This window comes from Sandaracinaceae bacterium (genome assembly GCA_020633055.1).
Lineage (GTDB): Bacteria > Myxococcota_A > Polyangia > Polyangiales > Houyiibacteriaceae > JADJJE01.
The window spans coordinates 266785-292557 of record JACKEJ010000004.1 but is presented as its reverse complement, the minus strand read 5'-3'; the positions used below and the strand labels follow the sequence as shown (position 1 = coordinate 292557).

The 25773-nt window shown below is 70.1% G+C and carries 22 protein-coding genes; 8 read left to right on the top strand and 14 right to left on the bottom strand.

Going from position 1 to position 25773, the window contains the following annotated elements:
* Positions 1-109: 109 nt before the first annotated feature.
* The 3 genes from H6726_01170 to H6726_01160 all read left to right on the top strand — a co-directional run bounded on the left by H6726_01170 (position 110) and on the right by H6726_01160 (position 3407).
* Positions 110-895 carry a transcriptional regulator gene (locus H6726_01170; GenBank protein MCB9656231.1) on the top strand — a complete coding sequence of 262 codons (786 nt, stop codon included), beginning with the start codon at positions 110-112 and terminating at the stop codon, positions 893-895.
* Positions 895-1866, top strand: coding sequence for a nucleotidyl transferase AbiEii/AbiGii toxin family protein (locus tag H6726_01165; GenBank protein ID MCB9656230.1), 972 nt, complete (start codon positions 895-897; stop codon positions 1864-1866). Before H6726_01170 ends, H6726_01165 begins: the two co-directional genes overlap by 1 nt.
* A gap of 77 nt (positions 1867-1943) precedes the next feature.
* Positions 1944-3407, top strand: a complete 1464-nt coding sequence (locus H6726_01160; GenBank protein MCB9656229.1) for an FAD-dependent oxidoreductase — start codon at positions 1944-1946, stop codon at positions 3405-3407.
* A 62-nt stretch (positions 3408-3469) separates the two neighbouring features.
* On the opposite strand, the gene H6726_01155 is transcribed toward H6726_01160, so the two are convergent.
* Both H6726_01155 and H6726_01150 read right to left on the bottom strand, forming a co-directional pair.
* On the bottom strand, positions 3470-4723 hold the full coding sequence (locus H6726_01155; protein ID MCB9656228.1) for a hypothetical protein: 1254 nt from the start codon (positions 4721-4723) through the stop codon (positions 3470-3472).
* Positions 4724-4880: 157 nt separating this feature from the next.
* Positions 4881-5504, bottom strand: coding sequence for a hypothetical protein (locus tag H6726_01150; GenBank protein ID MCB9656227.1), 624 nt, complete (start codon positions 5502-5504; stop codon positions 4881-4883).
* Positions 5505-5669: 165 nt separating this feature from the next.
* Between H6726_01150 and H6726_01145 the strand changes: the two genes are divergently transcribed.
* A complete protein-coding gene (locus H6726_01145; GenBank protein MCB9656226.1) occupies positions 5670-6557 on the top strand; it encodes a hypothetical protein in 888 nt (295 codons plus the stop codon).
* 81 nt (positions 6558-6638) lie between these two features.
* Here H6726_01145 and H6726_01140 read toward each other — a convergent pair whose 3' ends face one another.
* Positions 6639-7562 (bottom strand): DUF547 domain-containing protein, encoded by a 924-nt coding sequence (locus tag H6726_01140; GenBank protein ID MCB9656225.1) that lies wholly within the window; start codon positions 7560-7562, stop codon positions 6639-6641.
* A 91-nt stretch (positions 7563-7653) separates the two neighbouring features.
* On the opposite strand from H6726_01140, the gene H6726_01135 reads away from it, so the two are divergent.
* Positions 7654-8145, top strand: a complete 492-nt coding sequence (locus H6726_01135; GenBank protein ID MCB9656224.1) for a hypothetical protein — start codon at positions 7654-7656, stop codon at positions 8143-8145.
* Between the two features lie 67 nt (positions 8146-8212).
* Here H6726_01135 and H6726_01130 read toward each other — a convergent pair whose 3' ends face one another.
* The 5 genes from H6726_01130 to H6726_01110 all read right to left on the bottom strand — a co-directional run bounded on the left by H6726_01130 (position 8213) and on the right by H6726_01110 (position 13689).
* Positions 8213-9223, bottom strand: a complete 1011-nt coding sequence (locus tag H6726_01130; GenBank protein MCB9656223.1) for a hypothetical protein — start codon at positions 9221-9223, stop codon at positions 8213-8215.
* Between the two features lie 2 nt (positions 9224-9225).
* Positions 9226-11865: a TonB-dependent receptor gene (locus tag H6726_01125; protein ID MCB9656222.1), complete on the bottom strand. Its 2640-nt coding sequence runs from the start codon at positions 11863-11865 to the stop codon at positions 9226-9228.
* Between the two features lie 84 nt (positions 11866-11949).
* Positions 11950-12330 (bottom strand): response regulator, encoded by a 381-nt coding sequence (locus H6726_01120; protein ID MCB9656221.1) that lies wholly within the window; start codon positions 12328-12330, stop codon positions 11950-11952.
* Positions 12327-13268 (bottom strand): hypothetical protein, encoded by a 942-nt coding sequence (locus H6726_01115; GenBank protein MCB9656220.1) that lies wholly within the window; start codon positions 13266-13268, stop codon positions 12327-12329. The genes H6726_01120 and H6726_01115 overlap by 4 nt, the downstream gene beginning before the upstream one ends.
* Positions 13252-13689, bottom strand: coding sequence for a hypothetical protein (locus tag H6726_01110; protein MCB9656219.1), 438 nt, complete (start codon positions 13687-13689; stop codon positions 13252-13254). The genes H6726_01115 and H6726_01110 overlap by 17 nt, the downstream gene beginning before the upstream one ends.
* Positions 13690-15627: 1938 nt before the next feature.
* On the opposite strand from H6726_01110, the gene H6726_01105 reads away from it, so the two are divergent.
* Complete coding sequence (locus H6726_01105) at positions 15628-15789, top strand: hypothetical protein (GenBank protein MCB9656218.1); 162 nt, start codon at positions 15628-15630, stop codon at positions 15787-15789.
* A gap of 2993 nt (positions 15790-18782) precedes the next feature.
* Here H6726_01105 and H6726_01100 read toward each other — a convergent pair.
* A complete protein-coding gene (locus H6726_01100; protein MCB9656217.1) occupies positions 18783-19049 on the bottom strand; it encodes a hypothetical protein in 267 nt (88 codons plus the stop codon).
* Positions 19050-19437: 388 nt separating this feature from the next.
* Here H6726_01100 and H6726_01095 point away from each other — a divergent pair, with 388 nt between their 5' ends.
* Entirely contained in the window at positions 19438-19665 is a 228-nt protein-coding gene (locus H6726_01095) for a hypothetical protein (GenBank protein MCB9656216.1), read from the top strand.
* A 10-nt stretch (positions 19666-19675) separates the two neighbouring features.
* Here H6726_01095 and H6726_01090 read toward each other — a convergent pair whose 3' ends face one another.
* The 5 genes from H6726_01090 to H6726_01070 all read right to left on the bottom strand — a co-directional run bounded on the left by H6726_01090 (position 19676) and on the right by H6726_01070 (position 23233).
* Positions 19676-19858 carry a hypothetical protein gene (locus H6726_01090; protein ID MCB9656215.1) on the bottom strand — a complete coding sequence of 61 codons (183 nt, stop codon included), beginning with the start codon at positions 19856-19858 and terminating at the stop codon, positions 19676-19678.
* Between the two features lie 33 nt (positions 19859-19891).
* Positions 19892-21370, bottom strand: coding sequence for a hypothetical protein (locus H6726_01085; protein MCB9656214.1), 1479 nt, complete (start codon positions 21368-21370; stop codon positions 19892-19894).
* Between the two features lie 143 nt (positions 21371-21513).
* Positions 21514-21654: a hypothetical protein gene (locus tag H6726_01080; protein MCB9656213.1), complete on the bottom strand. Its 141-nt coding sequence runs from the start codon at positions 21652-21654 to the stop codon at positions 21514-21516.
* A 37-nt stretch (positions 21655-21691) separates the two neighbouring features.
* Entirely contained in the window at positions 21692-22222 is a 531-nt protein-coding gene (locus H6726_01075; protein ID MCB9656212.1) for a CRTAC1 family protein, read from the bottom strand.
* 42 nt (positions 22223-22264) lie between these two features.
* Positions 22265-23233, bottom strand: a complete 969-nt coding sequence (locus tag H6726_01070; GenBank protein ID MCB9656211.1) for a VCBS repeat-containing protein — start codon at positions 23231-23233, stop codon at positions 22265-22267.
* A 268-nt stretch (positions 23234-23501) separates the two neighbouring features.
* Here H6726_01070 and H6726_01065 point away from each other — a divergent pair, with 268 nt between their 5' ends.
* Complete coding sequence (locus H6726_01065) at positions 23502-25763, top strand: hypothetical protein (GenBank protein MCB9656210.1); 2262 nt, start codon at positions 23502-23504, stop codon at positions 25761-25763.
* The last annotated feature ends 10 nt before the right edge of the window (positions 25764-25773 follow it).

Below are 25773 nucleotides of genomic sequence, written 5' to 3'. Positions count from 1 at the left end.
TGTGCGTGTTTCGATGGCATCTGGACACTCCTCGTGCCCGCGGGTACTGTTGCCGAGATACACCTATCCACGTACCCGGTGTGCGTGTTTCCGCAAGGAATGTCCACTCGTGTCCTCCGAAGAGTTCTTCCAGACACACCCCGTGTTCACGCACGAGGAGTACGCACAGAGCCGCACGAGCGCGAGCCCGCGGACCGTCGACAGCTTGCTCCGCAAGCACGTCGCGAGCGGCCGCATCGCGCGGGTCCGGCGTGGCCTGTACGTGACGCCCCCGGCAGGAGCGCGGGCCGAGACGGTGGATCCGTTCCTCGTCGCGACCAAGGCCGCGCCGGACGCGGCCGTCAGTCACCACGCTGCCCTCCAGTTCCACGGGCGCGCGTACTCGATGTGGAGCCAGGTCACGTTCCTCACGACCTACGCCGCGCGGGGCTTTCGCTTCGGGCCTGTCGACTACGTGCCCGTCCGCCCGCCCGAGCCAGTGGCCCAGCTCCCCGACATGGGCGGAGGCGTCGAGCGCGTCCCGAGCGCCGGTGGCATCGTGCGGGTCAGCTCCTGCGAGCGGGCGATGGTCGACGTGCTTCACTCGCCCGCGCTCGGAGGGGGCTGGGAGGAGATCTTTCGCTCGCTCGCGATGGTCGAGTTCTTCGACCTCGACGCTGTGATCTCCTACACGCTCGCGCTCGAGTCCGCGGTCACCGCAGCGCGCGTGGGCTACTTCCTCTCGTCCCAGCGCGAACGTCTGTTCGTCGAGGAGGGCCACCTCGCGCGTCTGGCCGAGCGCGCACCGAGACAGGCGCGCTATCTGGACACGGCGCGCGACCCCGGGCGGCTCGTCCACCCATGGAACCTCATCGTGCCCGAGTGGGTGCTCGACGAGCGCTGGGAGGAGGTCTGATGCTGACACGCGAACAGCTCCAGCGCGCCGCGAGCGACACCGGCTTCCCCATCGACTCGCTCGAGAAGGTGTCGATGCTGGTCCGGCTGCTGAACCTGATGGCCGGGCACCCGTTTCTGGGGCCGCGCGTTGCGTTGAAGGGCGGGACGGCGCTCAACCTCTTCGTGTTCGACCTTCCCCGGCTGTCGGTCGACGTGGACGTGAACTACATTGGTGGCGCGGATCGGGAGACGATGATGGCCGAGCGCACGAAGCTCGACACGGCGCTGGCACAGGTCGCGTCTCGCCTCGGTCTGAGCGTGAAGCGCGCGCCGGGTGAGCATGCCGGAGGCAAGTGGCGGCTGTCGTACACCTCTGCGCTCGGGCGCCCGGCGATCATCGAGGTCGACGTCAACTACATGCTCCGGGTCCCGCTCTGGGACGCTGCGCCATGCGACTCCAAGCCGTTCCTCGGTGACCGCGTGACGCGCCTCAATCTGCTCGACCGCCACGAGCTGGCGGCGGGGAAGCTCGCTGCGCTGCTCGCGCGCGGTGCGAGCCGCGATCTCTTCGACGCTCGTGAGCTGCTCGCGCGCGACACCTTCGACCGCGACAAGTTGCGCCTCGCCTTCGTGGTCTACGGCGGCATCAATCGCGTCGACTGGAGGACGGTCTCGGCCTCCGAAGTGACGACGACGGCCTCTGACGTGAAGCGGCTGCTCTTGCCCATGCTGCGGCAGGACATCCGGCCTGCGGATGAGGAGGTCGAGCGGTGGACATCGTCGCTCGTCGACGAGACGCGCGCACGGCTCGGCGCGGTCCTCCCCCTTTTGGCGCATGAGGCCCGCTTTCTCGAGCGCCTCAATAGCCATGGCGTGATCGAGGCGGCGCTGCTCACCACCGACAGCGAGCTCCAGCGACGCATCGAGGCGAGCCCAGGGCTGAAGTGGAAGGCGCTGAACGTGAAGAAGCACGCCGGCTTGGACGAGTAGCCCAAGCGAACATGCCGTACGTCAGCGGCTCGAGGCGCTCTCGTAACGCGCGCCGCGTCCACTCGACCGTGCCACGCATGACGGAGCATGTCGTGGTCATCGGCGCGGGCATTGGCGGGCTGACCGCAGCCGCGCTGCTGGCCAAGTGGGGCAAGCGGGTCACGGTGCTGGAGGCGCACGTCTATCCGGGGGGCTGCGCGGGCACGTTCTTTCACCGCGGCTACCGATTCGACGCGGGGGCGACGCTGGCGGGGGGCTTCGCGCCTGGGGGCCCGCACCACATCGTGGGCGAGCTGCTGGGCATCGCATGGCCCGTTCATCCGGTGGACCCGGCCTGGGTGGTGCACCTGCCCGACGGTCGCGCTGTGACGCAGTGGGCCGACAAGGAGCGCTGGCAGGCGGAGCGGCAGGCGCACTTCCCAGGCACCGAGGCGTTTTGGCGGCGTCAGGAGCGGCTGGCCGACGTGAGCTGGCGGGTGTCGAGCCGCCCCTTCCCGTGGCCGCCCGAGTCCGTGGCCGATGCGCTGCGGCTGGGGTCCTCCGTGAACCTCGAGGACATCGGACTGCTGCCCTACCTCACACGCACGCTGGGCTCGCTCGCCCCGCCCGGGGACCCCATGTTCCATGCGTTCCTGGACGCGCAGCTGCTGATCTCGGCGCAGACCACCAGCCCCTACGTGAGCGCGCTGTACGGCAGCGCGGCCATCGATCTGCCACGGCGCGGGGTGAACCACGTGCGCGGCGGCATCGGCCAGCTGGCGCAGAGCCTGATGGACTCCGTGCGCGCGAGCGGCGGCGAGGTGCTGCTGCGTCAGGAGGTGAACGGCATCGCGCTGCAGGCGGGGCGCGCCGTGGCCGTCACCACCAAGAAGGGCCTCCGCGTACCGTGCGATGCGCTGTTGGCCAACCTCACGCCGTGGGCCTTGCGGCGACTGCTGGGCGAGGGCGCTCCGCGCACCTTGGTGCGGGACGTGGACCACGCGCTCACGCCCACCGGCGGCGCGTTCATGGTCTACCTGGGCATCGACCAGCAGAGGTTCCGCCAGCGCTTCGGGGACGCCGCCACGCACCACCAGGTGGTGGTGGACGCGAGCAAGCCGCTGGGCGAGACGAACTCGGTCTTCTTCTCGATGGCCAGCGCCGACGACGCCGGGCGCGCACCGGCCGGCGAGCTGCCCGCCACCATGTCCACGCACACCCAGACGGAGCCCTGGTGGACGCTGCACCGCACCGACCCCGCCGCCTACGAGGCCCGGAAGGAGCAGTACGCGGAGGCCATGCTGGACGCCATCAGCCGCGCGCTGCCGGGCCTGCGGGAGTGCGTCACCTTCCGGCTCACGGGCACGCCCGTGTCGTTCCAGCGCTTCACGCGGCGTCCCGAAGGCATGGTGGGGGGCTTCCCCCAGACCTCGGTGTTTCGCGCGCGCGGGCCTCGCACGGGGCTGCCCAACGTTCTCTTCGTAGGCGACTCGGTGTTCCCGGGGCAGTCCACCGCCGGCGTGACTCTGAGCGGACTGCGTGTGGCGCGTCAGCTGGCGTAGCGTCCGGGCCGCGCCCTCGTGGGCTCGGCCCGCGAGCTGGAACCGCACGGCTCGACTGGCAGTCAGAAGCGCGCGCTGAGCTGCACGTGCGCTCCACCACGCGTGGGACCGACCTGCACGCTGACGTGCTCGCTCGGTGTGGCGCGCAGCGACCGCGTGATGAAGCCGCTGAGCACGAAGCCTCCTACGATGCCCGCGGCGGACCCCACCAGCAGACCCTCTGCGGTGAGGTTGTTTCCGCGGAACAGGAAGCCGAGCGCGACGGCGAGCGAACCGCCCACGGCCGCGCCGAGGTCCATCAGCAGCACGCGACCGCGCGTGAAGCCGTCGCGGTGGCCGAAGTACCCTCCGAGCGACATGCCGAGGAGGGCGGACAGCGCGACCCCTCCGTGCAGGCCACGCACGCCCGCGTCGGAGAAGCCGTCCGCCGCTGCGATGGCGACCAGGGTGACCAGGGTCGCGGACCACATGCCCGTGCTCGACGCGAGCGCCGCCTCGCCCGCCGTGGGTTGCAGCGTGGCGTTGAGCAGCGCCCCCACCCCCAAGCCACCCAGCTGCCCGAGCAGGACGCCGAGCGCCAGGATGTTCCCGTCACGGAACCCGCCGTAGTCGTCGTAGAACGAGCCCAGGCTCCCCGTCAGCAAGTAGCCCATGGTCGCGCCCCAGAGCGCGCTGGTGTCCATGGTGTATGACGCTCCGGGCGTGATGCCGTCGCGGCTGTAGAGCAGCGAGAAGCCGAGGCCCGCGCCGGCACCCGCGAGCGAGGCCAAGACCCACGAGCGCGCGTTGTGGCAGCCGCCGATCACGCACGGGACGATGCCGTAGGTGGTGCCCAGCAACGTCTGCGACGTGACGAACTCCGCCCGCGCCAAGAGGGTGGGGTCTTCGCGACCACGCGACGCGGGTGTGTCGCCGGGCTCCGCGCGCAACGACGCGTCGAGCTCGTCCACGAGCCGCTGCGCGCGCGGGGCCGCAGGGTGCCGGGGATGTTCCGACAGCAGCCGCTGCAGCAATGCACGCGCTGCGCGCCGGTTCCCCTCCGCGCGCTGGCGGATGGCGGCTTCGAAGAGCACCCAGCCAGCTGCGTGCTGTTCTGCTCCGTCACGCGTGTCCCCCTGCGTGGACCAGCCTTCCCGCGCCAGCGGCTCCGCACCTGGCGCCGACTGCCCCAGCGACGAGGCCGACTCGGGCGGAGGCTGTTGGGGCGCTCCGGGTGCTTCGTCCTGAGGCTCCGCGCCTTCGGGAAGCTCCCCGGTCCCCTGCGCTGCGGTGGTGGTGCCGAACGTGAGGGCTGCGCAGCCGAGCACCACCGACATCAGCCTCCGAACGTGTGCCTTGTTCCGTGGGTCCAACGTCCCTCCTGGCGCGCAGCCGCGCGCGACACGGCCAGTATGCCGATGGGGCGGTGGAAGTCCAAGGGCAGACGCGCCGTCGCGCGAAAGGCCGTGCCACGCGTCGTGCCGCCCGTGGGGACTATCGGTCGCTCTCGTAGAAGGCGACCGTGGGCCACTCCGACGGGGGCACCAGGCGGACGATGGCCTGTGGTGGCGATACCTCTCGGATCACCAGCCCATAGTGGTGGAGGAAGCCCTCGCCGTCGCACGCGGTGCACGTCGGCCCGTCGGTCGGGTAGGGGCCACCTTTGGGTTCGTGACCGTTGGGGATGCCGGTGCCGTAGCAGCCGCCGCACGTCTCCGCGCTCTGCGCGAGCCGGAGACCTTCGTCGGAGCGGATGAACGTCAGACGGCGGTGGATCTGCTCCGGGTAGTAGACGAGCTCATCGGCGTACGCGTAGACGAGCTGTGCGAGCACCGGGTGGCTGTGCAACGCGACGCGGTGCACGGTGCGCTTGCGAAGGACCTCTCGCACCTGGTCCCTTGCTGCGAGAGGGACCATCAGGGGTACGTACATGCCGGTGACCAGCCACTCCGTGTCGACAGGTCGCTCCTCCATGGGGAGCATCAGCGGCGCTGCCAGGGCCTTGCCTTCGTTCTTCGTCGCGCGGTCGCAGAGCAGCGCGGTGGCGCGGTGTTCGGTCTCGAACCACGCGTCGACCGCAGGGAGTAGGGCGTTCAGCGTGGCGGCGTGGTCAACCATGCTGGGCAGCGTACAACGTCTCCCGGTCGTGGGCGCGCATGACGAAGCAAGCGGACCATGCGAACCTTCTGGGAATGTCGGCCATCGGCTGCTTGCTGCCTTGTGCGAGCTCCGACACCGACCACCAACGTTGCCCTCTGACCAAGGTCGCGATGGCCATCGAGATTGGAATCGCTCACTGCGAGCGGACGCTCCCTCACGGACTGCCATGCGCTCACGAGCCGCTACGACGAGACGACCGACGTCGAGGGCGCCTACGAGGCGCTCGTGGTTCACGGGGCAGCGGACGGCAAGTTCTACGCGGTTCAGAGCTCGCCCGGATACCGCGACCTCTGGCGATCTCCTTCGGGCCGGCTCTACGTCGCGGCGTTCCATGAGATGCACTGGTCGGACACACCCACGCAAGGGGGTGGCGGTTGGGAGCGACACAGGACGGGTGGGATCGTTCGACGCGTCGGGGGCCTCGACGACACCCTCGTCTTCGCGCACGGCGGTGGCCACGACAGCCCCATGTTCCGTTTCGATGGGAGCGACTGGGTCCCGCTCGCGAGCCCCGGCGTGGTCCTGGCGATCCACGGGACGAGCCCGGACTTGCTCTACTGCGTAGGAGCCCGCGGCCTGATCGCACGCTGGGATGGCGTCACTTGGGCAGCGATCCCGGCCAGCGCGATGGGCAGCTTTCGTGACATCTGCGTAGTGTCCGCCGACGAAATGTACGCGGTGCACGAGGGCGGGCTCTGGCAGGGCAGCGTGAATGGATGGGCGCCCCGCCTGACCGCCGACCACGGGACCCTCCTGTCCGTGGCGAAGTGGAACGACGAGGTCTGGGTCGGCACGACCGACAGAGGCCTGTGCCAGCTTCGAGGGGAACAGCTCGTCAGCGTGAAGGGAAACCTCTTCCCGACCCGACTGGACGCACGGGGCCCGGCGCTGATCACGGCGCAGAGCAACATGGTCGCTGCGACCGAGGACGGGTCGGCCTACCGGGGCTGGACCCTCAGCCGCGCGGCCGAAGTCTGGGCCCAGCAACCCGAGCCGTATTGGCTGCGCTGACCCTCTGCGGCGACGAGGCGCCGCGTTCGGAGCGAGAGGCGCTGCGTCAGCTGGGGTAGGGCGCCGAGCGCCGGTTCCCGGTCACGGTCGGGCGTTCAGCGCCCAGTCGTACTCGAAGTACGCGATGCGGTTGCGCTCGTCCGCGACCAACACGCGCGTCGGCTCGTGCTCCGTGTGCGCCACCAGGAACGCCCGCACGCCCCCTGCGGGCTCGAAGTCCCCCGCGAACCACTCGAACAGCTGGCTGACCACCACGCGTCGCCGACGCGCATCCACCGTCGTCGTGCGGCCCACGAAGGCGCGCGTGAGCCGCCCGAGCGTCGCGTCCAGCTCGGCCGCCGTGAACGGGGTCGCGTCCAGCCACGGGCAGCCCGCGCTCGCGCAGTTCACGGCGAAGTGGATGCGCGGCTCGTGGAAGCGGGCGCGGATGATGTCGTTCTCCAGCGCGTTCAGGGTCATGCGCGTGCCCATCACGTCGTGCTCGATGGCGTCGAAGAAACCCGGGACGCTCATCACGCTGTCGATCGGGAAGCGCGCGAGCACCGCGCTCACCGTGAGGATGTTGTAGGCGTTCAGGTAGAAGGCCAGCTCCGCGTCGCGGCTGACGAGGTCGGTGGGGCGGGTGTCGGCGACCGCCTGGACCGCCTCGGCGAGCCTGGCGCGGTCCGCTTCCGAGCCCGCGAGCGCGGCGTAGCGGAACCCGCCGTCGTCGGTCCGGTAGGCCGCGAGCACGCCCGACCACCGGCGCGAGGCCAGCAGCGCGGGGGACACCCGGGCGACCTCGGTGCTCTCTTCGCCTTCAGCCGGGGGGTCCACCGGTGCCGGCTCGGGTTCGACGTTGCGTGGGGAGGAGGGCCCCTCGGTGGCTGCTGCGCCAGGCGTCGCGGTGGTGCTCTCGCCGCCACCAGGCGCGCCACCTCCGCTGCAGCCGCACCCGGCGGCGGGCGTGCTCAGCGCGAATAGAAGGGTGGCGATGGACGTCGTGTGGGTCTTCGGCGAGCGCATGGGGCATCCTACTCATGTCGCGGTGTCTTGTTACGCTTTGCCGCGCTCCTGACCGCCGCAACGTTTCCGCATCCAACCCGTAGGCTTCCCCATGCGCAAGAACCTCCTCATCGTCTTCCTCCTCGGCTGCCTGACGGGCGCCCTGCTCATGCAGCACGGCGCGTTCGACCAGCGCGCGTCCGCTCAGACGGGGGCGCAGTCCATCCTGGGGCCCGGCCTGTACGTGTTCCAGAACCGCTTGGACCGCGCCACCTGCGGCGACATCAGCGGCTCCGGCTACGTCAACTCGTACGTGGCGGCCGTGAACGGCATCCCGCACAGCGCCACCATGCAGATGGCGCTGCCGGACTCGACCTACTGGCCCACCTGGGAGCTGGGCATCACGGCCGACGGACACGTGGTGGGCGTGTCGCAGCAGGCGGGCGTCACCGGGCCGGACCGCGGCGACTCGCACTTCGACCTGACCCTCAACGGGGAGACGTTCACGGGCCGCGGGCAGCGCAGCTACATGTCCAACGTGAACGGCACGCGCCGCCGCTGCACCGTCGAGTTCGACACGCTCCTGCGCCGCATCGACCGCTGAGGCGGCGCAAGCGGCCGGCAGCACGTCCGCGGCTCACGGCCCTGTCGCTGTCGGACGCCGCGAGCGCTCAGGGCAAGAGGCAGACCTGCCGGCGGACGCGGTCGATGCCGCCGCGACCGTCGCGCATGACGAACTCGAAGCGCACCCGCTCGCCGTCCTCGGGTGTGCCGTCCTCCGGAGGCAGCCACTCGACGTTCACCACGTCGCGCTCCTCGTCGATGAAGCTGAACGTGCGCTGCATCTCGCCCGCCGTCGCCAACGAGGTGACCTGCAGCGACTCGCGCACCGCCATCAGCTCGTCGTCCACCACCGCGTCGTAGCTCTCGCGCGCGTTCCCGGCGGGGCGCAGCAAGATGGCGAGCGGCTCGGCGCCCTGCCGCGCCTCGGGCAGGCCCATGCCCGCGCAACCCGTGCCCGTGTCGGTCCCGGCGGGCACGCTGTCCCATGCCTCGCCGTCCAGCGTGAGGGAGGCGATGCCCGGGTTGGCGTTGTTCTGGGCGTCGCCGCGCAGCAGCGTCACTCGCCCGGAGAGGATCGCGCCGTCGTCCTCCGGGTCGCTGCAGGGGTTCACGCTGTCCGGGTCCGCGTCGAACAGGTTCGCGATGCCCGTCAGGTTGGCCAGCCTTCCCTGGCAGACCGCGCCCAGCAGCAGCAGGGTCTCTTGCACGCCGAGCGCGTCCAGCTCTTCCTCGCTCGGGATGTCGAGCGTGAAGGACGGGTCGCCGAGCACGTCCGCTCCGGAGCGGATGCCCCCGACCAAGGTGGGCTCGCCGCTGTCGTCGATGGCGCAGAAGGGGACGCCGCGGGTGGAGTCCTCGGGCACGCAGAACACGGCGAAGAACGAGACCGGCAGCTCTTCCGCCGCGTGTCCCATGAGCAGCGTGAGGTCGAGGGTCTCGTCCGCCGCCGGGCGCGTGCGCGCGGGCTCGCCCTGCACCGAGAAGCGGATGCCCAGCGGACGGGTCTTGTTCAGCAGCGAGGCGGGGTCCAGCTGCTCGCCGCAGCCCAGGAGCAGACCCAGGCAGGCGAGGGACACGAAGGCGCGCTGCGCCGAGGAACGCAGGGTGTGGTGCGTCATGCTCACAGCTCCCCCCGGATGCCGATGGCGGGGATGATGGGCAGGCCGTTGATGGCCGTCGACTGGCTGAAGTCGAAGTTGTAGATGAGCCCCTCCTGGTTCTGCTGGTTGTACGCGTTCTGGATGTCCAGGAAGAAGGCCAGCATGAACGAGTCCCAGATCCACTTCTTCTCCACGCGCACGTCGAGGCGGTGGAAGAGAGGGTTGCGCTGCGAGTTGGTGCGCCCGTCGATGGGGATGTAGACGTCGTTCATCGCGTCGTAGACCGAGCCGATGATGGGCGTGCTGGGGTTGCCGCTGACGATGCGCACGGTGCCGCCGAGGCTCCAGTTGCGAGGCAGGTTGTACGTGAACGACAGCGTCAGGATGTGGGTCTGGTCGAAGTCGAACAAACGCCACTGGTCATCCGGGTCTTCGGGGTGGTCCAAGCGCTCGCTGCGCGACAGCGTGTAGCTGAGGTAGCCCACGTACGTGCCGTGGTCCGGGTTGATGCGCGCGCTCAGCTCGGCGCCGTAGATGCGGCCTCGGCCGCCGTTCTGGAAGTACGGCTCGACGCCGCCCTGGATGCCCACCACGCGGTTCCAGAGGGGCTTGTAGAAGCCCTCGAGGCCCAGCGTCATGCCCGGGTGGAAACCCCAGTCGAAGCCCGCGCCGAAGTGCGCCGAGTGAATGGGCTCCAGCTGGTCGTTGCCGATGGCGCCGTTCGACTCGTTGAACTCGGGCGGCTGGCTGTACAGCCCAGCGGCCACCTTGAAGCTGAGCGTGTCCGTCGCGCTGGCCAGCACGGACAGCCGCGGGTTGAAGACCCACTGGTTGATCTCGCCGAAGTAGTCCACCCGAGCGCCCACCACGAAGCGCATCGGGTCGGCGTCGATGTTGGTCTCGAGGTAGAAGCCTGGGCGCACCACCACCGTGTCGAGGGCGACGTTGACCGTCTCGCGCCCGGCCAGCGGGCCCGCGTCCGTGCCGCCGCCCTCGGACTGCCCCAGCTGCGGGCCGTTGTAGGTGAGCTTGACGGGCGTCAGGAAGATGTCGCTGCCGACCAGCAGGCGCACGTGCTCGTTGATCTGCATGCGCCGTTCGTAACGCGAGTAGATCTGGCGGAAGCGTCCGTCGAAGCCCAGGTCGCCGATGCCGAAGCGCGCCTGGATGGGGCCGAACGTGACGGCCAGCTCCTGCTCCGTGTCCGCGTCCACCTGGCGGTCCCAGATGAACTGGTGGTTGAAGAAGCGCGTGGTCAGGCTGGCGTTGCCGCGCGCGGCCGGGTCGTCCCCGAACGAGTCCTCGATGTTGAGCGCGAAGCGGTCGCTGGAGCCGTAGATGAGCATGCGCAGACGGTCGCGCGAGTTCGGGCGCCAGGTCGCGAAGAGCTGGTAGTCGTAGTAGACGGGTGCGGCCACGACGCCGATGTCGTCGGGCACCAGCGAGTCGAACACCAGGTCGATCAAGCTGCGGCGCGCGGCCACGGCGATGCTGAAGTGCTCGGTGATGGGCCCCTCGGCGATGATGGAGAGGTCGATGGCGCTGGCCTCGATGATGCCGTGGAAGCGGTCCGTGGCCGGGTCCCGCAGGCTGACCTCGAGGATACCGCCCGTGCGGCGGCCGTAGCGCGACGAGAAGTTGCCCGGGTAGAAGTCGATGCCCTCGAGCAGGCGCGAGTTGATGACGCTCTTGAGGCCACCGAAGTGGTACAGCAGCGGCACCGAGACGCCCTCGAAGAACACCTCGCTGTCACCGGGGGCCGAGCCGCGCACGATGAGCGCGCCGGCGCCGAAGGGGGGGCGCGCCACGCCCGGCAGGATCTCGACCGCGCGCAACGCGTCGCCCGCGGTGCCGGGGATGGTGCGCAGCTGCTCGCCTCGGATGGAGCGGCGGGTGATCTCGCGCGGCGGCGGGTCCACCACGGCCTCCGCGCCGAACTCCACGTCGTCGTCATCGTCTTCCGGCGGTGGAGGCGGCGCGGGCAAGCGATAGACCAGCTCGGTGGCCTCGTCCGCCACGACGTCTTCTTGGAACACGAGCGCCTCGGCCCCCGGCGCGGTGGCCCGCACGTCGTAGAGACCGGGGGGCAGCATGTCGAACGTGAACGCGCCGTCCTCGCCCGTGGTGACGCGCCGCACGACGGCCTCGTCCGCGCTCACGATCAGCACCTGCGCGCCCGCCACGGGGACGTCTTCGTGGGTGCGCAGCACGCCGGTGATGGTGCCGAGGGGCGGCAACACGGTGCCCCCCGCGGTCCTCGGGGGCACGAACGCAAAGGCGTAGCGGATGCGCACCGCGATGGGCTCGAGGTCCTGGCGCGCGGGCTCGAACACGAACCGCTGGATCGCAGCGACGGCCGCGGCGTCCAGGGTCTCCGACAGGCCTTCGAGCACGCGCGCCTCGCTCACGGCGCCGTCTGCGCCGATGACCAGCTCCAGCAGCACCGTGGCCCCTGCGGGCACCTGGGCCCACTGCTCGGCGGGCAGCTCGGCGGTCGCGTCGCGGAGCACACGCGGCGGCGTCACCACGGGTTGCGCGGGCGCGGGCTGGTCGGTGGCCGGCTGCGCGCGCGTGGGGGCGGCGGGCACCATCGAGAGCGCAGCGCAGACGACCGAGAGGACGGTCGAAGCGGCGCGTACATGGGGGCGGCGGGTCGGCACCCGCGCAGGATAGACGCAGATGGCGAACCGACAAGCTCCCACGGTCGGGATGCAGGCGGGGGCCGGGACGTGGGCACGCCGTGGTCAGGGCGCGTCGAGCAACCGCTCCACTCGTGTCAGGAGCGCGTCGACGTCGAACGGTTTGCGCAGCAGGTCGACGCCCAGCGCAGCCAGCGCGTCCTCGTCGGCCGGGGTCACGTAGCCGCTGATCGCGATGACGCGCGTGCGCACGCCCCGGGCCAGGGCCGCGCGGGCCACGTCGAGGCCCGAGACGCCCGGCATCTTCAGGTCGGTCACCAGCAGGTCGACGCGCTGGTCGTTCAGGTGCGCGATGGCTGCGTCACCCCCACTGGCCACCAGGACCCGCGCGAAGACCGTCTCGAGCACGCGCGCCACGATGTCCCGCACCATCGGTTCGTCGTCGACGACCAGGACTGTCTCCTCTCGTAGGCCGCCGTCGCTCACGGAGTGCCCTCCATGGGCGCCTGCGGGATGTGGACGATGAACCGGGCGCCCCCCCGACTGCGCGGCTCGAAGTGCAGCGACCCCCCGTGGTCGACGCAGATGCCGTGCGACACGGACAGGCCCAGCCCCGTCCCGCTCCCAGGGGGCTTGGTGGTGAAGAACGGGTCGAAGACGCGGTCCGCGTGCTCGCTGGCGACGCCGGGGCCGTTGTCCTCGACCGTGTACACGATGTGCGCTTGGGTGGCGCGGACGCCGACGTCGATGACGCGCTCGGACCCGCTCGGCGAACCCTCGAGGGCCTGCCGCGCGTTGACGAACAGGTTGACGAACACCTGCTGCAGCCGGTCCGCGTCGGCCCACGCGTCCGGGAGGTCCGCGGCGTAGTCTTTTCGCACGGCGACCTCGCTCTGGCGGTTGGCCTCGTCGACCAGCACCAGGGCGTCCTCGATGGGCGCGGTGGGGCACACGCGCGCCATGGTGAACGAACCGCCGCGCGCGAAGGCGCGCACGCTGTCGACGATGCGGCCCATGCGCCGCGACGCGTCCGCGATGATGGCGAGGTCGGCGCGGGACTCCGCGATGGTGGCGTTGGGCTTACGCTCGAGCAGCGTCGTGATCATGCGGATCACCGTCAGCGGCTGGTTCAGCTCGTGCGCCACCCCGGCCGAGAGCTCCCCCAGCGCGGCCAGCTTCTCGGCGAGGACCAGCTGGTCCCGCGCGCGCCGCAGGTCCTCGCGCTCGCGCTCGAGCTCGGCCACCAGCAGCCCGACCTCCTCGGCGGTGGCGTTCACCATGAACGCGAGCACGTCCATGGCGCTGCCGTCGAAGCTGCGCGGCGCGCGCGCGTCGAAGCGGCCGCTGGCCACGGCGATGAGCACCTCGTTGACGACCTCGAGCGCTCCAGCGTCGAGGGCGCTCTGGTCACGCGATGGGTCCACCCTGGGTCTCCACCATCTGACGCGCCCAGACGCGCGCTTCGTGCAGGGTCGCGAACATGCGCGTGGGCACTGGCCCGCGGCTCAGCCCCAGAAAAAAGGAGCCGATGGCGCGTGACAGCACGTTGCCGCACACGAGCGCCTGCGCACAGCGGGTCTCGTCGGGGCGCTGCTGCGACCACACGCGACGGCTCGCGGGGTCCTGCGACATGACGCGGTCCACCAGCACCACGATGGCGGCGCGACGGCCCGCTTCGCGCGTGATGCGGTCGAACTCGACCAGCGAGCGTGTGGCCCCCTCGCCCGACTGGATGTACCCCGGCCGGGGGAGCGCCACGATCACGTCGGGCTCCAACAGGAAGTAGCGGCCCGCGTCCGTCCCGCCGATGGGCGAGAGCGCCTCGAGCTCTGGCGGAATGGTCATCGTCGTAGCCAACGCGCGCGACTCTACCGCGCGGGCGCGCGCCGTGGCGAGCGTTGTTGTGGACACGGCGCGCGGCGTGGGCTCGAGGACGCCTAGAAATCGAGGCGCAGCGTCAGGCCATACGTTCCGCCGCGTATCCGCTGCGCCGCAAGGAGGGGCGCGGCCCGAAATCCACCGAGTGTTTGCGCTCTTCGCCGTTGGGTGAGGCGAACGATCGTCCACACCAGCCCGGGCAGGAAGGTCAACCCACCCATCACGGCGACTGCCATGCCGCCGCCACCCCCGGAACACCCGCTGACGTCGTCGCAGTGGAGTGCCAACGACGCCCCGATCCCGCCCCCGACAGTGAGCGCTGCACCGATGACGGTCAGGGTGAGGGGCCACGAGCTCGGTCGCGCGAGGTCGCGTGGCTCGACCTCCACAGCGGACGCGATTGGCATCTCGACGCTCGTTCCGGTTGAGGAGACGTTCCGAAACCGAAGGGGGATGCGTTGGCGCGGGCTCGTCACTGCGGTTCGCGTCGGCGACGGACCGCTGGAGGAGTCCGATTCGCGCGCGGACGCTGACCGTGCAGGCTATCGGGCACAAGCTCGAGGTACCGCTCGAACGCGACCAGCGCGACGGCGTCCTGGCGCAGCCGGTCGGCCGCGCTGGCGATGTTGTGGAAACGTTCAGGTCGCTGCGAAGTGCGTACGCCATCCGGAATGACTCGAGCGCGTTCTCGAAGCGCCCTGGTCGAACGCGAGCTGTCCCGCCGGTGATGGGCCCGGGCCTCGGCGTCCGCGCTCGGGTCGGCTGCTCAGGGACCCCGTCGGCTGAGCCACCGCTGGCACGTGAACAGCGAACAACCAGCTGGCGATCGCAACGCAATGACCCATGCAACAGGCGCTCGGAGAGCGTGCGCGCGGAAGCTCGAGAGGCGCGCGGCGCGCAGTGGCGGCGTCTCGCGATACTCCTCGGTGGGTACTCTGCTCATCGGACTCCTCCGTTCGTGCAGCAGCCGGCGGGCGGGGTGCGTGAGCCGGTGGCTTCCGGCCAGCGCCGCGCAGGACCATCCCCATTCGGCGATGGTCCTGTTTCGGCCGCGGGGATACTTCGCAGCGAACGTACGGCGTGGAGCGGACGATGGATCAGGGGCATGCAGAGGCACTGGACGCGAGCGAAGTCGAGGGTGCGGTGCTCTCCGCGCTTCCATGGGTGGCAAGGGTCGGCGCCATCGGCGTGATGCGTTTCCAGTCTGCGCGTCAGGCGCGCGCGTGATCACCGAAGCGCTGTTCGAGTCCGACTGCGCCTATCAGCAGCACCTACGGGCGCTCGAGGGTACCGCGTACGAGGATCCCCACGTGGGCCCCTGGCCTGCCCGGAAGGCGCGAGATCAACCGCTTCCGGGGAACTCCGTGCGCTCGGTCGTCAGTTGCGCTCGGCAGCAGCGCAGAGACGTACCGCGCAGACTACACGCGCTGAGGCCCGCTCTCGGTCAGCTGGACCAGGCTCGTGTGCTGCTCTACGACGGTCGCGCTTCCTGGGCTACGCCACGCTCTGGTTCATGGGAGACAGACCGGCCGTTCACGCAGCGGGCTAGGAGCCCTGAACCGCGACGTCCTGCCAGCACTGCACCCGCGCGGCTGCAAGTGCTCGAGGCCGTGCGAAGCGACATAGGCAGCGCAGGTTCCGTCGTGCTCTGTCGCCCGAGCAGATGGTCGAGCACGCGAACGAGGGAGGGCGCCGCGTGGCTGCGTCGCGGTCAGGCGCGGCGGCTCGTGGAGGTCGTCCGCGGCGCGGCGCGGTCTGCGGACGCCCACTCGCGATGGCTTGTCGACGACCGGAGGCCGTGGTGACGCGGCTGGCTGGTGGTGAGACACGCTACTTGGTCGCGCTGCAGCACGCGAGACGTTCTAGCGCTCGCCGTTCGCAGACCTGAGTCCCCGCCAGATCGAGGTGGCGCGCTATGCGGCGCTCGGCGCGACGGCGAAAGAGATCGCGGCCGAGACGGGCATCAGCGCCCATACGGTTCGGCAACATCTGAAGGCGGTGTACGAGGTGCTCCGGGGTGGGAGCCGCGTCAGCTGGTCGGCGCGCTCAGGAGGTGAACGCCACTGAACCGGCGGCTCTGGGCCCGGTCAGAATCGAACAGGGGATGGTCGTTCGGCGGCATCGGGACGATCCGGGAGACGCCTCGGCACCCCACGACATCCGCCCGACGTGACGCCCACACCACGACGGCTTCCCGACGCACCGCGAACCCACGTCACACCCGCTTTGTTGCCGTCGGCAAGCGGCGGTGCCGAACGCGACCAACATCGACGCCGCGGCTCCGTCAGGCGACCGTCGCCGTCTCGGAGATGGTGGTTGCATTCATCCTGTCGATCACGAGGTGTGATATCGCACCGCACCACCCCAGTAGCGGCGCAGGTCGCGGACCGAGGGCGAGGCGCGCAGAGCGCCACCGCCACCTGATGGAGGCAACCGTCACATCGCCGAGTGCCTCGGAAGCACCGTCGGCTCGAACGCGCGACGCGAGCAGAAGTCCGAAGGAGGACGCGCTCCGGGCTCTGCGTGCCGAGTGCGGCAGACGATTCAGGACCTCCTGAATGGGGATTTCTGCGAATGCGGCCGAAGCGCGACCGAGATCCGCGCCCAGACCGGGCAACCATTCTCCGTGCATCACGCAACGTGAGCGGAGTCAGGGCCCGCTCACGCGAGCTAATCGCGCGCACACGCCATGGTGCACGAGGCCCGAATCGCTCAATGGTGACGCAGATCCCGCGCGCTCGAGGCGAGGATCTCGGACAACGAACGTTCTTCTGCCGCGTCGCGGTTCGGAACTCGTTGAGCGCGTGGGCGTACGCGTGCGGGCGGAAGCGGGGTATCGCCGGCAGCGCTTGATCGCGCGCGTCCGCGAGCTCGGGGACCTCCATGAAGAGTGTGGTGGCGACGATCCGCCAGCTGGGGACCTCGAATGGACACGCGGCCTTCGCAGCGATCGAGAGGCTCCGTGAAGAGGAGCGTCGGCGCCGCGACGACATCCGGGAACATCGCGTGCGTTTTCGGGAGAGCAACGATCAGTGGGAGGCGTCGGTTCGGTCGGAGGGTGACCGCTACGTGGAGCGTGCGCGTCCGCTCTTCTGGATTCCCCTCACGTACTGGTTCACGCGTCCCCGTCTTTTGGTACTCGGTACCCTACGTCTACGAACCCGTGCGGTCCGCCAGAGTTGGCGCTTCATGTCGCGGATGCGGCTCCGTGGTCTCCCCGCCGGAAGCATTCGACGGTATCTCGAGACTGCCTGGAGTCTGCCACGCACGAGGCTGCCAATGACCCAGACGCGACCTGAACAGGGTGTTGGTGTCGATGGTGTTAGCTGCGGCGATTGCCGGGTTTTGCGACGGCGCGGGCCCAAAAGCCCGCGTCGCGCGTCGCGCGAGCGCGAGCGCACCTGGGCCGCGGTGAGGATCGCAGAATGCTCTGACAGAGAGCCATCCGCGCGCGCACCGGGCCCCGACGCTCCGAGGCCGCGTTGCTGGTCGTCATCGTCTACTACCGGATGGCGCGCTCGACAGCGCGGAGGGGCGGCGCTGCGGAGGTCCCCCGCGAGCGCCCGATGGTCACTGAGCTTACCCTCCTCCTTGCGCAGCGACGGCGCTTCGACCGCTACCTCGCGGCAGCCGACCTCCGCAGGCAGCCGGCTCCCCAGCCGACGCGCAGCCGAGACGTCGTCAACGCGTGGCGCATCTTCCCGAACCGCCACGACGTCGCGATTCACGCGGCAGGCTGTGCACGTCGCCGGGGCGCGTGCCGCGCAGCGCGACTGCTGCTCGACCACCTTCGGCAGAACCCGGCAGCAGCCGTGGCGTAGCCCGCGCCAGAGGCTGGCCCATGCTCGCGACGTGCGCGCCACGCCAGACGGCCCACCAGACCTCCGCTTCGAGAGCTGCAACCCGGGATGGTCCTGTCGTCTGAGCTGCCGCTGCGCCAGCGCGCTTCCTGTCCGGCTGGGGCGACCGCGGCTGCGTGCCCTGCCGGCCGCGTCCGTCACGGGGACGCGGTGCAGTGCGCCTCGACCGCGCAGTCGACGACGTCGGGTATTCCTGTCGAATCGCGACCCCGGTAGCGGTCCACGCGCGTCGCCGCGTGCGTCCCCGTGCGGGGCCAGCGCCGCATGGGACGAGGATCGATGTCACTGCCGCCCGAGACCGCGTGGGACGGATCAGGAAGTGCGCATGCACCGACGCGGAGCGTTGGGATGGCGCCGCGTGCGTGCCGCGGAGCCGCTGCCAGGTGGTCGGCTTGCGGCTGCATCGGCGCCAATGACCTGGGTGGGAGCGCTGCGTGTACCCGGCGGCATGCAGGGAATCGAGGCGCGTGCACCGCGCCCCGCGGTTCGCCGCTCGCTGCCCTTCGGGCTCCGGCGGAGCCAAGCGCGATGCCCACCGCGCGGCCGCCGCCCGTCGTTGCCGCGCGCCCCGAGTGACCCGGAGTGGCTGACGCATCCGGCGACGGCCTCACCTAGTGAACTCTCACCGCGGTCCGACCACCGCACCATCACTGGAGCGACATGTGACTGACGCCCACCCTCCTGAACCCGCGCGGGAGCACTCCGCCATGAGTCGCTCGTCGCGAGCGTCGTGCGTTCGCGACGTCCTCCCGTCGCAGCCTGCGTGGCCGCAGCCGTGGCGCTCTCGTTCGACTCCGGCACCCTCGACGGCGCGAGACCTGCAGCAAGACTGTGGGCCAGGCGAGACGCTCGACCCATCGCAGGCTGCTGTGTCCCGGTGGACGGCTCGTACCCGCGCGCCAGCGTCCAGACACGCGCCTGCATGCCGGGGGCGCGCATGGGCCCCGAGCAGGCGTGCTGCTGCGGGGAGCAGGTGTTCGTGGAGGGGCGTGTGCCGCAGGGTGCCCTCGTCGTGTCAGCGGGCTTCCATCGTCAGGGGAGAGACATGTCAGCTGGACGCCTGCAGCTACGGCCGGACGCGCCCAGGATGGCATCACGTGCTGCTACCCCAGACGGGTCGCGGCCGACGGACGATACGCAGGATTGCGTCCAGCTGCCCTGCGAACCACGAGCCCGTCGGTGAGACGTGCACCGCGAGCGCTACGACCGCAGGTTAGGCGGCGCGAGGCCGCGCGTGAGGCCCAGGCTCGCCGCGAAGCCGACGCCCGTCGGGCTGAGCAGCAACGCATACGCTCCCAGCGCGAGGCCGAGGCCCGCCGGGCGCGCGCGCGAGGCGGAAGCCACGGAGAGCAGCCGACTGAGGCGCAGGAGCGCGAGCAGGCCGCCTCGACCACGGCGCTGCTCCGGAGCCCGTACTACCTGCGTCGACGGTGGGTGGTCGGGTTCAGGCTCCCCCTCAGCGCTCACCAGGACCTTTGCCACGCCGTTGGGCCTCGACGAGGCAGGGGGCGGCAGCGCGCTTGCTCTGACGGTGGACAGGCACATCCGGTTCCGGTGGCCTCCGACGCCTCGGCAGAGAGGGCGCCGAGACGATCTTCAGGGTGGACGTCACGCACGCATCGACAGCTGTCACCGCATTCATCACCGACCAGCCCGCCGCGATCGACCCCAAGCCCCGTGTTCAGGATGACCCTCCAGGGCTCCTCGAGGCCCGCGCGCAGGTTGCTTTTGTCGCTCCCCTCGTGTTCGTTCAGGCGACGGGCCTCTGGGTCAACGTGGACAGGGATCCGACGGCGCTTCGCGCGCGAGCGCGACGGACTCCGCGTTCACGCTCCGCGGCGGGTTCGGGGTGGCCGTGGGCAACTGGGCGAACGCCTCGGGTCCGCGGTACGAGGTGAGCGTGCGGGTCGCGCCCATCGGCGACGGTGACCTCAGCGACGTCGAGGGGCGGTTCCGTGTCCACTTCGGCGGCGGGGTCATGCTGGGTCTCGAGCTCTACGGGCGACGCTATGTCGACCTGGGGTTGGCGCAGGACTGGGTCCAGCTCGGGATGAACGTCGTCATCTATCCTCGCCTGCCCTAGGATCTCCCCTTTAGGGAGTCCCGAGCCGACCTTCCACCTGAACGCCGCAACGCTCCGCGATCACGCGGCTCCCTCCATTGGCAGCGCCACGGAGCAGCTGCGGGCGGTCGCATGCCAGGTGGTCGAAGCACAGCTGCACCAAGGTGCGCGTGCCGACGGTCCCGAGACCCTGGGCGGCCGCGCTGGAGGTCACGCTCGGGCACCTCTCGGAGGCGGTCGCCGCAGACTACGATTGGGCCATTCGAGACGGGAGGTGGATGCAGCGGCCCCACAGCTCGCGCGCCAGGTAGTCTGCATGGACGCAGGCCCTCTCTTCGCGAGGAGCCGAAGCGCTACGCCAGACGTCGTCGACGCGAAAGAACGCACCGGTGCTGCTCGCGACCGTGTCCACGTAGGAGAAGCCATTGGGTGCAGGGCGTCGGTCGACGTTGAGCGCCGCGTAGCCCGGCGCGGAGGTGATGCTCCATGCACGCGCGTTCTCGGGATCGACCATGACGTTTTCGCCTTGCGCGTAGTCGCCCTCGCTGGTCTCGAAGTAGGTCCCGTCCGGCCTGAACGCCCAGACGGTCGTCTGCCCGACGAGAGCGCGAGCTTCCTCGACGGTGCGAATCTGCGAGGGATCGTGGACGACCGTGCGCACCTCCAGCGGCGCACCCTGCACACCGACCCACCAGACCCCGTTCCGCCCGCACTCGTGGGCCACGCCGGGCTGCACGACCCCGGGGACGACGAGCACCTCGCCGAAGCAGTCCGTGGCGGCCACGACTTCCGTGCCGTCCAGCGTTGCCACCACGAGCCGCCCGTCGGCGCTCAAGCGGACCAGACCCCACGCCGCGGGCCAGAGCGCGCTGCCTGCCGCGGAGACGCGGACGCCGGTGGCCACGTGGACGGCCCAGCGTTGATTCGCTCGAGGCTCGATGCCACCCCGCGCCCAAATGCGGGATTCGCGCGTCGTGGCCGTGAACGCACGGGTGCCGTGCTCCCGAACGTAGGCCGCGTACAATGCCTCGTCTCTCCGGTATTCCTCCTCGAGCGTCGCGGGTGGCGGGGCATCCATCAGGTCGACCACGACCCATCCGGCGCGGAACGTGAGCGTCGCGAGCCAGCCCGGCTGATCGAGGAGCACGGTGTGCTCGTTCAGCCGGAAGTCGATCAACTCGAGGCGCTGCGAGCCCGTCCACATCACCACGCGGCGCTCATCCACGAAACGGACATCGTCGCGGCGGCCTCGCTTCCGCTCGCGGATGTAGTCGGGCAGCTCGGCCAAGAGACCCAGGGTCCAGTGCGCGTCGGTCCTCGTGTCCACCACGAACGCTTCGCCATCGGACTCGAATGCCAGCAGGGTCCGTGCAGGCGACACATCGAGCAGCGCTTCGCTCCTGGCGCCGTCCGAGTTGCGTGCATCGAAGTACACCGCGTGACGCCGGTCGCCCAAGGGAGCCCCGTGGTGCTCGAACACAAGGGCGACCTCACCATTGCCGTCCGTGTCGCCGAACGCCTGCGCCAACACGGCCCAGCCGTGCTCCGTGGAGTGTTCGAGCGCGGCTGTGGGGCGCGGCTGCCCGAGAGGTTCGTCGCCGGGCAACGTCTGGGGCGCCGTGAACTCCATCACGCACGGCTCGTAGCGGCGTGGCGGCGGGTGCTGTCCGCAGGCCGCGCACAGGAGCGTCCCCGCGATGCCGAACCATGCAACCCGATGAGCCACTCCAGCCACGCGTCATCTTAGACGCAACACGTCCGTCGCTGCGTCGGAAAATCCTGGACGCTGATCCCACCGCCGCGCCTTCGCGTCAGCCGAGCCCTGCGCGCCCAGCGACCACTCGGCTCGTGGCTCACCGCGACGTCGCGTCAGCGCTGCTGCTCCAGGGTCTGTGGCGCCTCGCGCTGCGCGATGGACTCGACCTCGTCGAGGGCGCCAATTGCCGCTGCAGACCCTTCCTCGACGGCCTCCACCCGGACGCGCAGCTGCTTGCGATCCCGCCACGCCATGGCCTCGACGAGCGCGTCACGTAGTCTGGTGGGTCGGTCAGCGGGCGAGCGCTGGGTGTCTCAGCAAGTGAACGCGATCGACGCGCAAGCCTTCGTGCTGGCTCTCTGCGCCGTCGGGCCAGCGCACGGACACGTCCACGCTCGTCGCGGTGCCTACACCGAAGTGCAGGCGCTGGCTGGCGCCAGAGGCGTGGGTGTTGTCGATGCGGCGCTCGCGAACCTGCACGCCATGCAGCGAACGCACCACGACTCGTGCCCCGACGGCCGCGCGGTTGCGATAGCGGCCTTCGAGGTCCAGCGCCACGAAGTGGCGGTCGGAGCGGAGCGTGTTCTCGTAGGCGCGCAGCACCCCGTCCACCTCCAGGGTCACGATGTCCACGTCACCGTCCAGGTCGAGGTCGGCGCAGACCGTCGAGGTCGTGTGGGCCGTGTCCGAGAGCCCCACGAGGGATGCGACGTCCGTGAAGTGCGCGTGCCCGTCGTTCAGGAACATGCGCTGCGCGTCGGTCACGGCAAACGCTGCGAGCGGGTTGAAGGGCCGGGCTCGATAGCCGTTGACGTGGAACACGTCCCGGTCTCCGTCGAGATCGAAGTCCGCCGCGCAGGCCGCCTACCCCCACCCGCCGTCGCCCGCGCCTGATGTGCTGGTGACGTCGACCAAACGGCCCGTACCGTCTCCGAGCATCAGCCGATTGCCTTTATCGTTCCCGCCCCCGACGGGGAAGTGCACCGCGGTGACGAACCAGTCGAGGTGACCATCCGCGTCGAAGTCGTCCACGACGGACCCCATCCCGAGATCGATAGAGAGCACGCTCGAGGTCGCGAAGTCGCCGAAGCGTCCGTCTCCGAGTCCACGGAAGATGCGACTCCTCCCGTAGTCCGCTGCGAGGAGCAGATCGGGAGCCCCGTCTTCATCGAGGTCCGCGAAGGTCGCCGTGAAGCTCGCGTCCACCTGCTCGGAGAAGTATGGGTTCAGCCCCGACCACGCCGAACAGTCTCGAAATGCGCCGCGCCCGTCGTTGCAGAACACGTGTGGACTCACGATGGGTTCGGGGGTCGTCCAGTGCAGCCACTGCGCGACGAAGAAGTCGAGGTCTTGGTCGTGATCGACGTCCGCAAAGGTGACGCTCCAAGCCGCTTCGGTCACGAATCCGCCCAGCCCGGCCTCCTCGGTGACGTCCACGAACACCCCCTCGTCGTTCCGCCACAAGGTCAAGCCTCGCGACGCCAAGAGATGCGACAGGAGCAGGTCGTCGTCCCCATCACCGTCGATGTCTGCAAACGTGGCGCTGGAGACGAACCCGACGACGCTGGGGAGGACGTGCGACCAGTCGGCGAACGTCCCGTCGCCGTTGTTGCGGAAGAGGCTGTGCGGGCCCACGCCACCCGAGGCGAAGAGATCCTCGGCGCCGTCCCCGTCCACGTCTCCGAGCGCGACGCCGCCCGCTTGTTGGTAGTAGGCCCATGCCCAGTCGTCCGCCGTGGGTGGCACGACGTGATGGTGCGTCGGAAAGAACGCGGCCGATGCGAACCCGAGGGCGTGGGGCGCGCGTGACACACCATCATCGGAACCGTGCATGTGGCACCCCACTGCGGCGAGCGACCAAGCGAGCTGCAAGGAGGCTCGCAGGGCGCGCCTACATGGGAACATTCAGCGCTCGCCTCCGAGCGGCGTCGGCGCCCAACCACCGCGACTGAAGCGCCCTGGAGCGACACACATCGAAACCTCTAAAGCCACAATTGTTTCCGCTGGGTGCACAAAGTATCGTACATGAACACATGGCGTCCATGCACCCGAAGTGGACGTGCGCACTCGAGCTTGCGCTCCACGTCGCTGGAAGGAACCCATGAGCACCTCGTTCGCCTCCAGTCTTTTCGGTCTGCCGTCGACGCGGCGAGCCTCGTTCGTGCTCGTCGCTCTCGCGTTGCTCGCGGGGGGCCTTGCGACACCATCCGAGACCAGGGCGCAGACAGTCAGCGACGGTCCGATCCTGGTGCAGGTGCGCGTGCGCGAGATCAACACGACACACGCCGCCACCGACCTCGCCTTCTTCGGGGCGGTTGGGCAGCCCGACGAGCACACGTACTACGTGCGTGCGCGCGAGGTCGGGAGTTTCAACGGGGCGACTTGGAGCGCGGGCAGCGGCTGCTACACCGAGGACTTCGACTCGCCCGCGCTGTCGTCCGACCTGAACGAGATCGTCTTCAACCGCGTCTACGCGACGACGACCCCCGACGGGCTGCAGCTCGGGCTCGACGCGTGGGAGGACGAGTCGGCTGACCAGCTGCTGGGCGTTGGTTGCGAAGGCACCCGCTGTGCGTACGAGACGGGGCTTTGTTGTGGAGGCTATCTGTTCGGCACCTGCGTGGGCGCCATAGACGACGACGACCTGCGCTGCGACGCGGCGCCGTTCGCGAACATCGACTACCGGCTGAGCCACGCATGCACTACCCACGACCACGGGTTCGTGACCGGGACGCTGACGAGCTCTCCCAACTGCGCGTACTACCAGCCAAGGGTGGAGACCTTCTGGCGCTACCTGGACGGCGACACGTTCGCGGTGCCCGTGGAGCTGGGCGCCCTCGCGCAGTTGGGGACGTTCACCCATCGCAACTCCACGTCGACCACCTGCTATGGCGACGATGATGGAGCCCTTGCCACGCCAGACGTGTTCGCGGCGGTGGACTTGGCGGGCGCGCGCAACGTGCGCATTCAGGTTTGCACGTCTGGCGCTCCCGCTGGCATCGCCGTGTTCGACGGGAGTGGCACGCTCCTCGGGAGCAGCCCGGACAGCTGCCTCGTGCCCTTCGAGATGGTGGCCTGCGCCGGCCGGCTCGTGATCCGCGTCGACGCGGCATCCGCAGCGGGCGAGCCCTTCACGCTCACCGTGAGCGACGTGGCGGTCCCGTCCTATCCGCTCGCTGAGTGCTGCGGAGACAACATGGTCGACCGCGGAGAGAACTGTGACGATGGAAACGACGACGACACGGACGCGTGCCGCAACACGTGCGAGAGCGCGCGCTGCGGAGATGGCGTGGTGCAGACGGGCGTGGACGCCTGCGACGACGGTACCCTCAACGGGCAGCCGAACCAGTGCAACCTCACCTGCAGCGGGCTGACCCCATCGAGCTGTGGGAACGGCGTGACCGAAGCTGGCGAAGTCTGTGACGACGGAGGCGACAACGGCATGCCAAACGAGTGCGCGGCGGACTGTGGCGGCATCACCACGCCCACCTGCGGCAACTCGGTCGCGGAGGCGGGCGAGAGCTGCGACGACGGGACGGCCACCGCCACCTGTGACGCGGACTGCACCATGGTCTCGTGCGGCGACGCAGTGGTGAACACCGCCGCGGGGGAGACCTGCGACGACGGCGCGGACAACGGCCTGCCGACCCGCTGCGCCGCGAACTGCATGGGGACCACACCGGCGACGTGTGGAAACGGCACCATCGAAGCCGGCGAAGACTGCGACACGGCGGGTGAGTCCGCGACCTGCAACGTCGACTGCAGCATGGCGATGTGCGGCGATGGCGTGCTCAACACCACGGCGAGCGAGGTGTGCGACGACGGCGCGAACAACGGCATGCCGACCCGCTGCGCCCTGGACTGCGCGGGCACGACGGTGAGCGTGTGTGGCAACGGCGTGGTGGAGGCGGGTGAGACCTGCGACACGGGCGGGCCGAGCGAGGCGTGCGACGGGGACTGCAGCCCGGCAGCCTGCGGCGACGGGGTGGTGAACGCGGCGGCGGGCGAGCTCTGCGACGACGGCCCCGACAACGGGATGCCGGGCCGCTGCGCCGTGGGCTGCGTGGGGCGAACGTCGGCACGTTGTGGCGACGGCGCGCTGGACGACGGCGAGGAGTGCGACGAGGGACCGGACAACGGCGCGGACGGCGGCACCTGCACGAGCGCTTGTCGGTTGCCCGTGCCACCGGGGAGGCTGGCCGGCGGCTCGTGCGGGATTGCATCCACAGGGTCGTCGACAGGATGGGCGCTGGGCTCGCTCCTCGTCGCTGGCCTGGTCGTGCTGTGGCGTCGGCGCTCGTCTCGCTGTTCGGCGGCCCTGTACCGGCCCTCGCGTGGGGGACGCTCGGCACGGCGCAGCTGACGGATACGCA

Coding starts and splice junctions, on each gene's coding strand:
- H6726_01155 (MCB9656228.1), bottom strand. CDS start 4,723: ATGTCGGTGGTGCTCGGCTGCGCAGCCCTCACGTTCGGCACCACCACC.
- H6726_01070 (MCB9656211.1), bottom strand. CDS start 23,233: ATGCACGGTTCCGATGATGGTGTGTCACGCGCGCCCCACGCCCTCGGG.
- H6726_01140 (MCB9656225.1), bottom strand. CDS start 7,562: ATGCGCTCGCCGAAGACCCACACGACGTCCATCGCCACCCTTCTATTC.
- H6726_01130 (MCB9656223.1), bottom strand. CDS start 9,223: ATGACGCACCACACCCTGCGTTCCTCGGCGCAGCGCGCCTTCGTGTCC.
- H6726_01150 (MCB9656227.1), bottom strand. CDS start 5,504: ATGGTTGACCACGCCGCCACGCTGAACGCCCTACTCCCTGCGGTCGAC.
- H6726_01080 (MCB9656213.1), bottom strand. CDS start 21,654: ATGGCGTGGCGGGATCGCAAGCAGCTGCGCGTCCGGGTGGAGGCCGTC.
- H6726_01160 (MCB9656229.1), top strand. CDS start 1,944: ATGACGGAGCATGTCGTGGTCATCGGCGCGGGCATTGGCGGGCTGACC.
- H6726_01065 (MCB9656210.1), top strand. CDS start 23,502: ATGAGCACCTCGTTCGCCTCCAGTCTTTTCGGTCTGCCGTCGACGCGG.
- H6726_01135 (MCB9656224.1), top strand. CDS start 7,654: ATGCGCAAGAACCTCCTCATCGTCTTCCTCCTCGGCTGCCTGACGGGC.
- H6726_01110 (MCB9656219.1), bottom strand. CDS start 13,689: ATGACCATTCCGCCAGAGCTCGAGGCGCTCTCGCCCATCGGCGGGACG.
- H6726_01165 (MCB9656230.1), top strand. CDS start 895: ATGCTGACACGCGAACAGCTCCAGCGCGCCGCGAGCGACACCGGCTTC.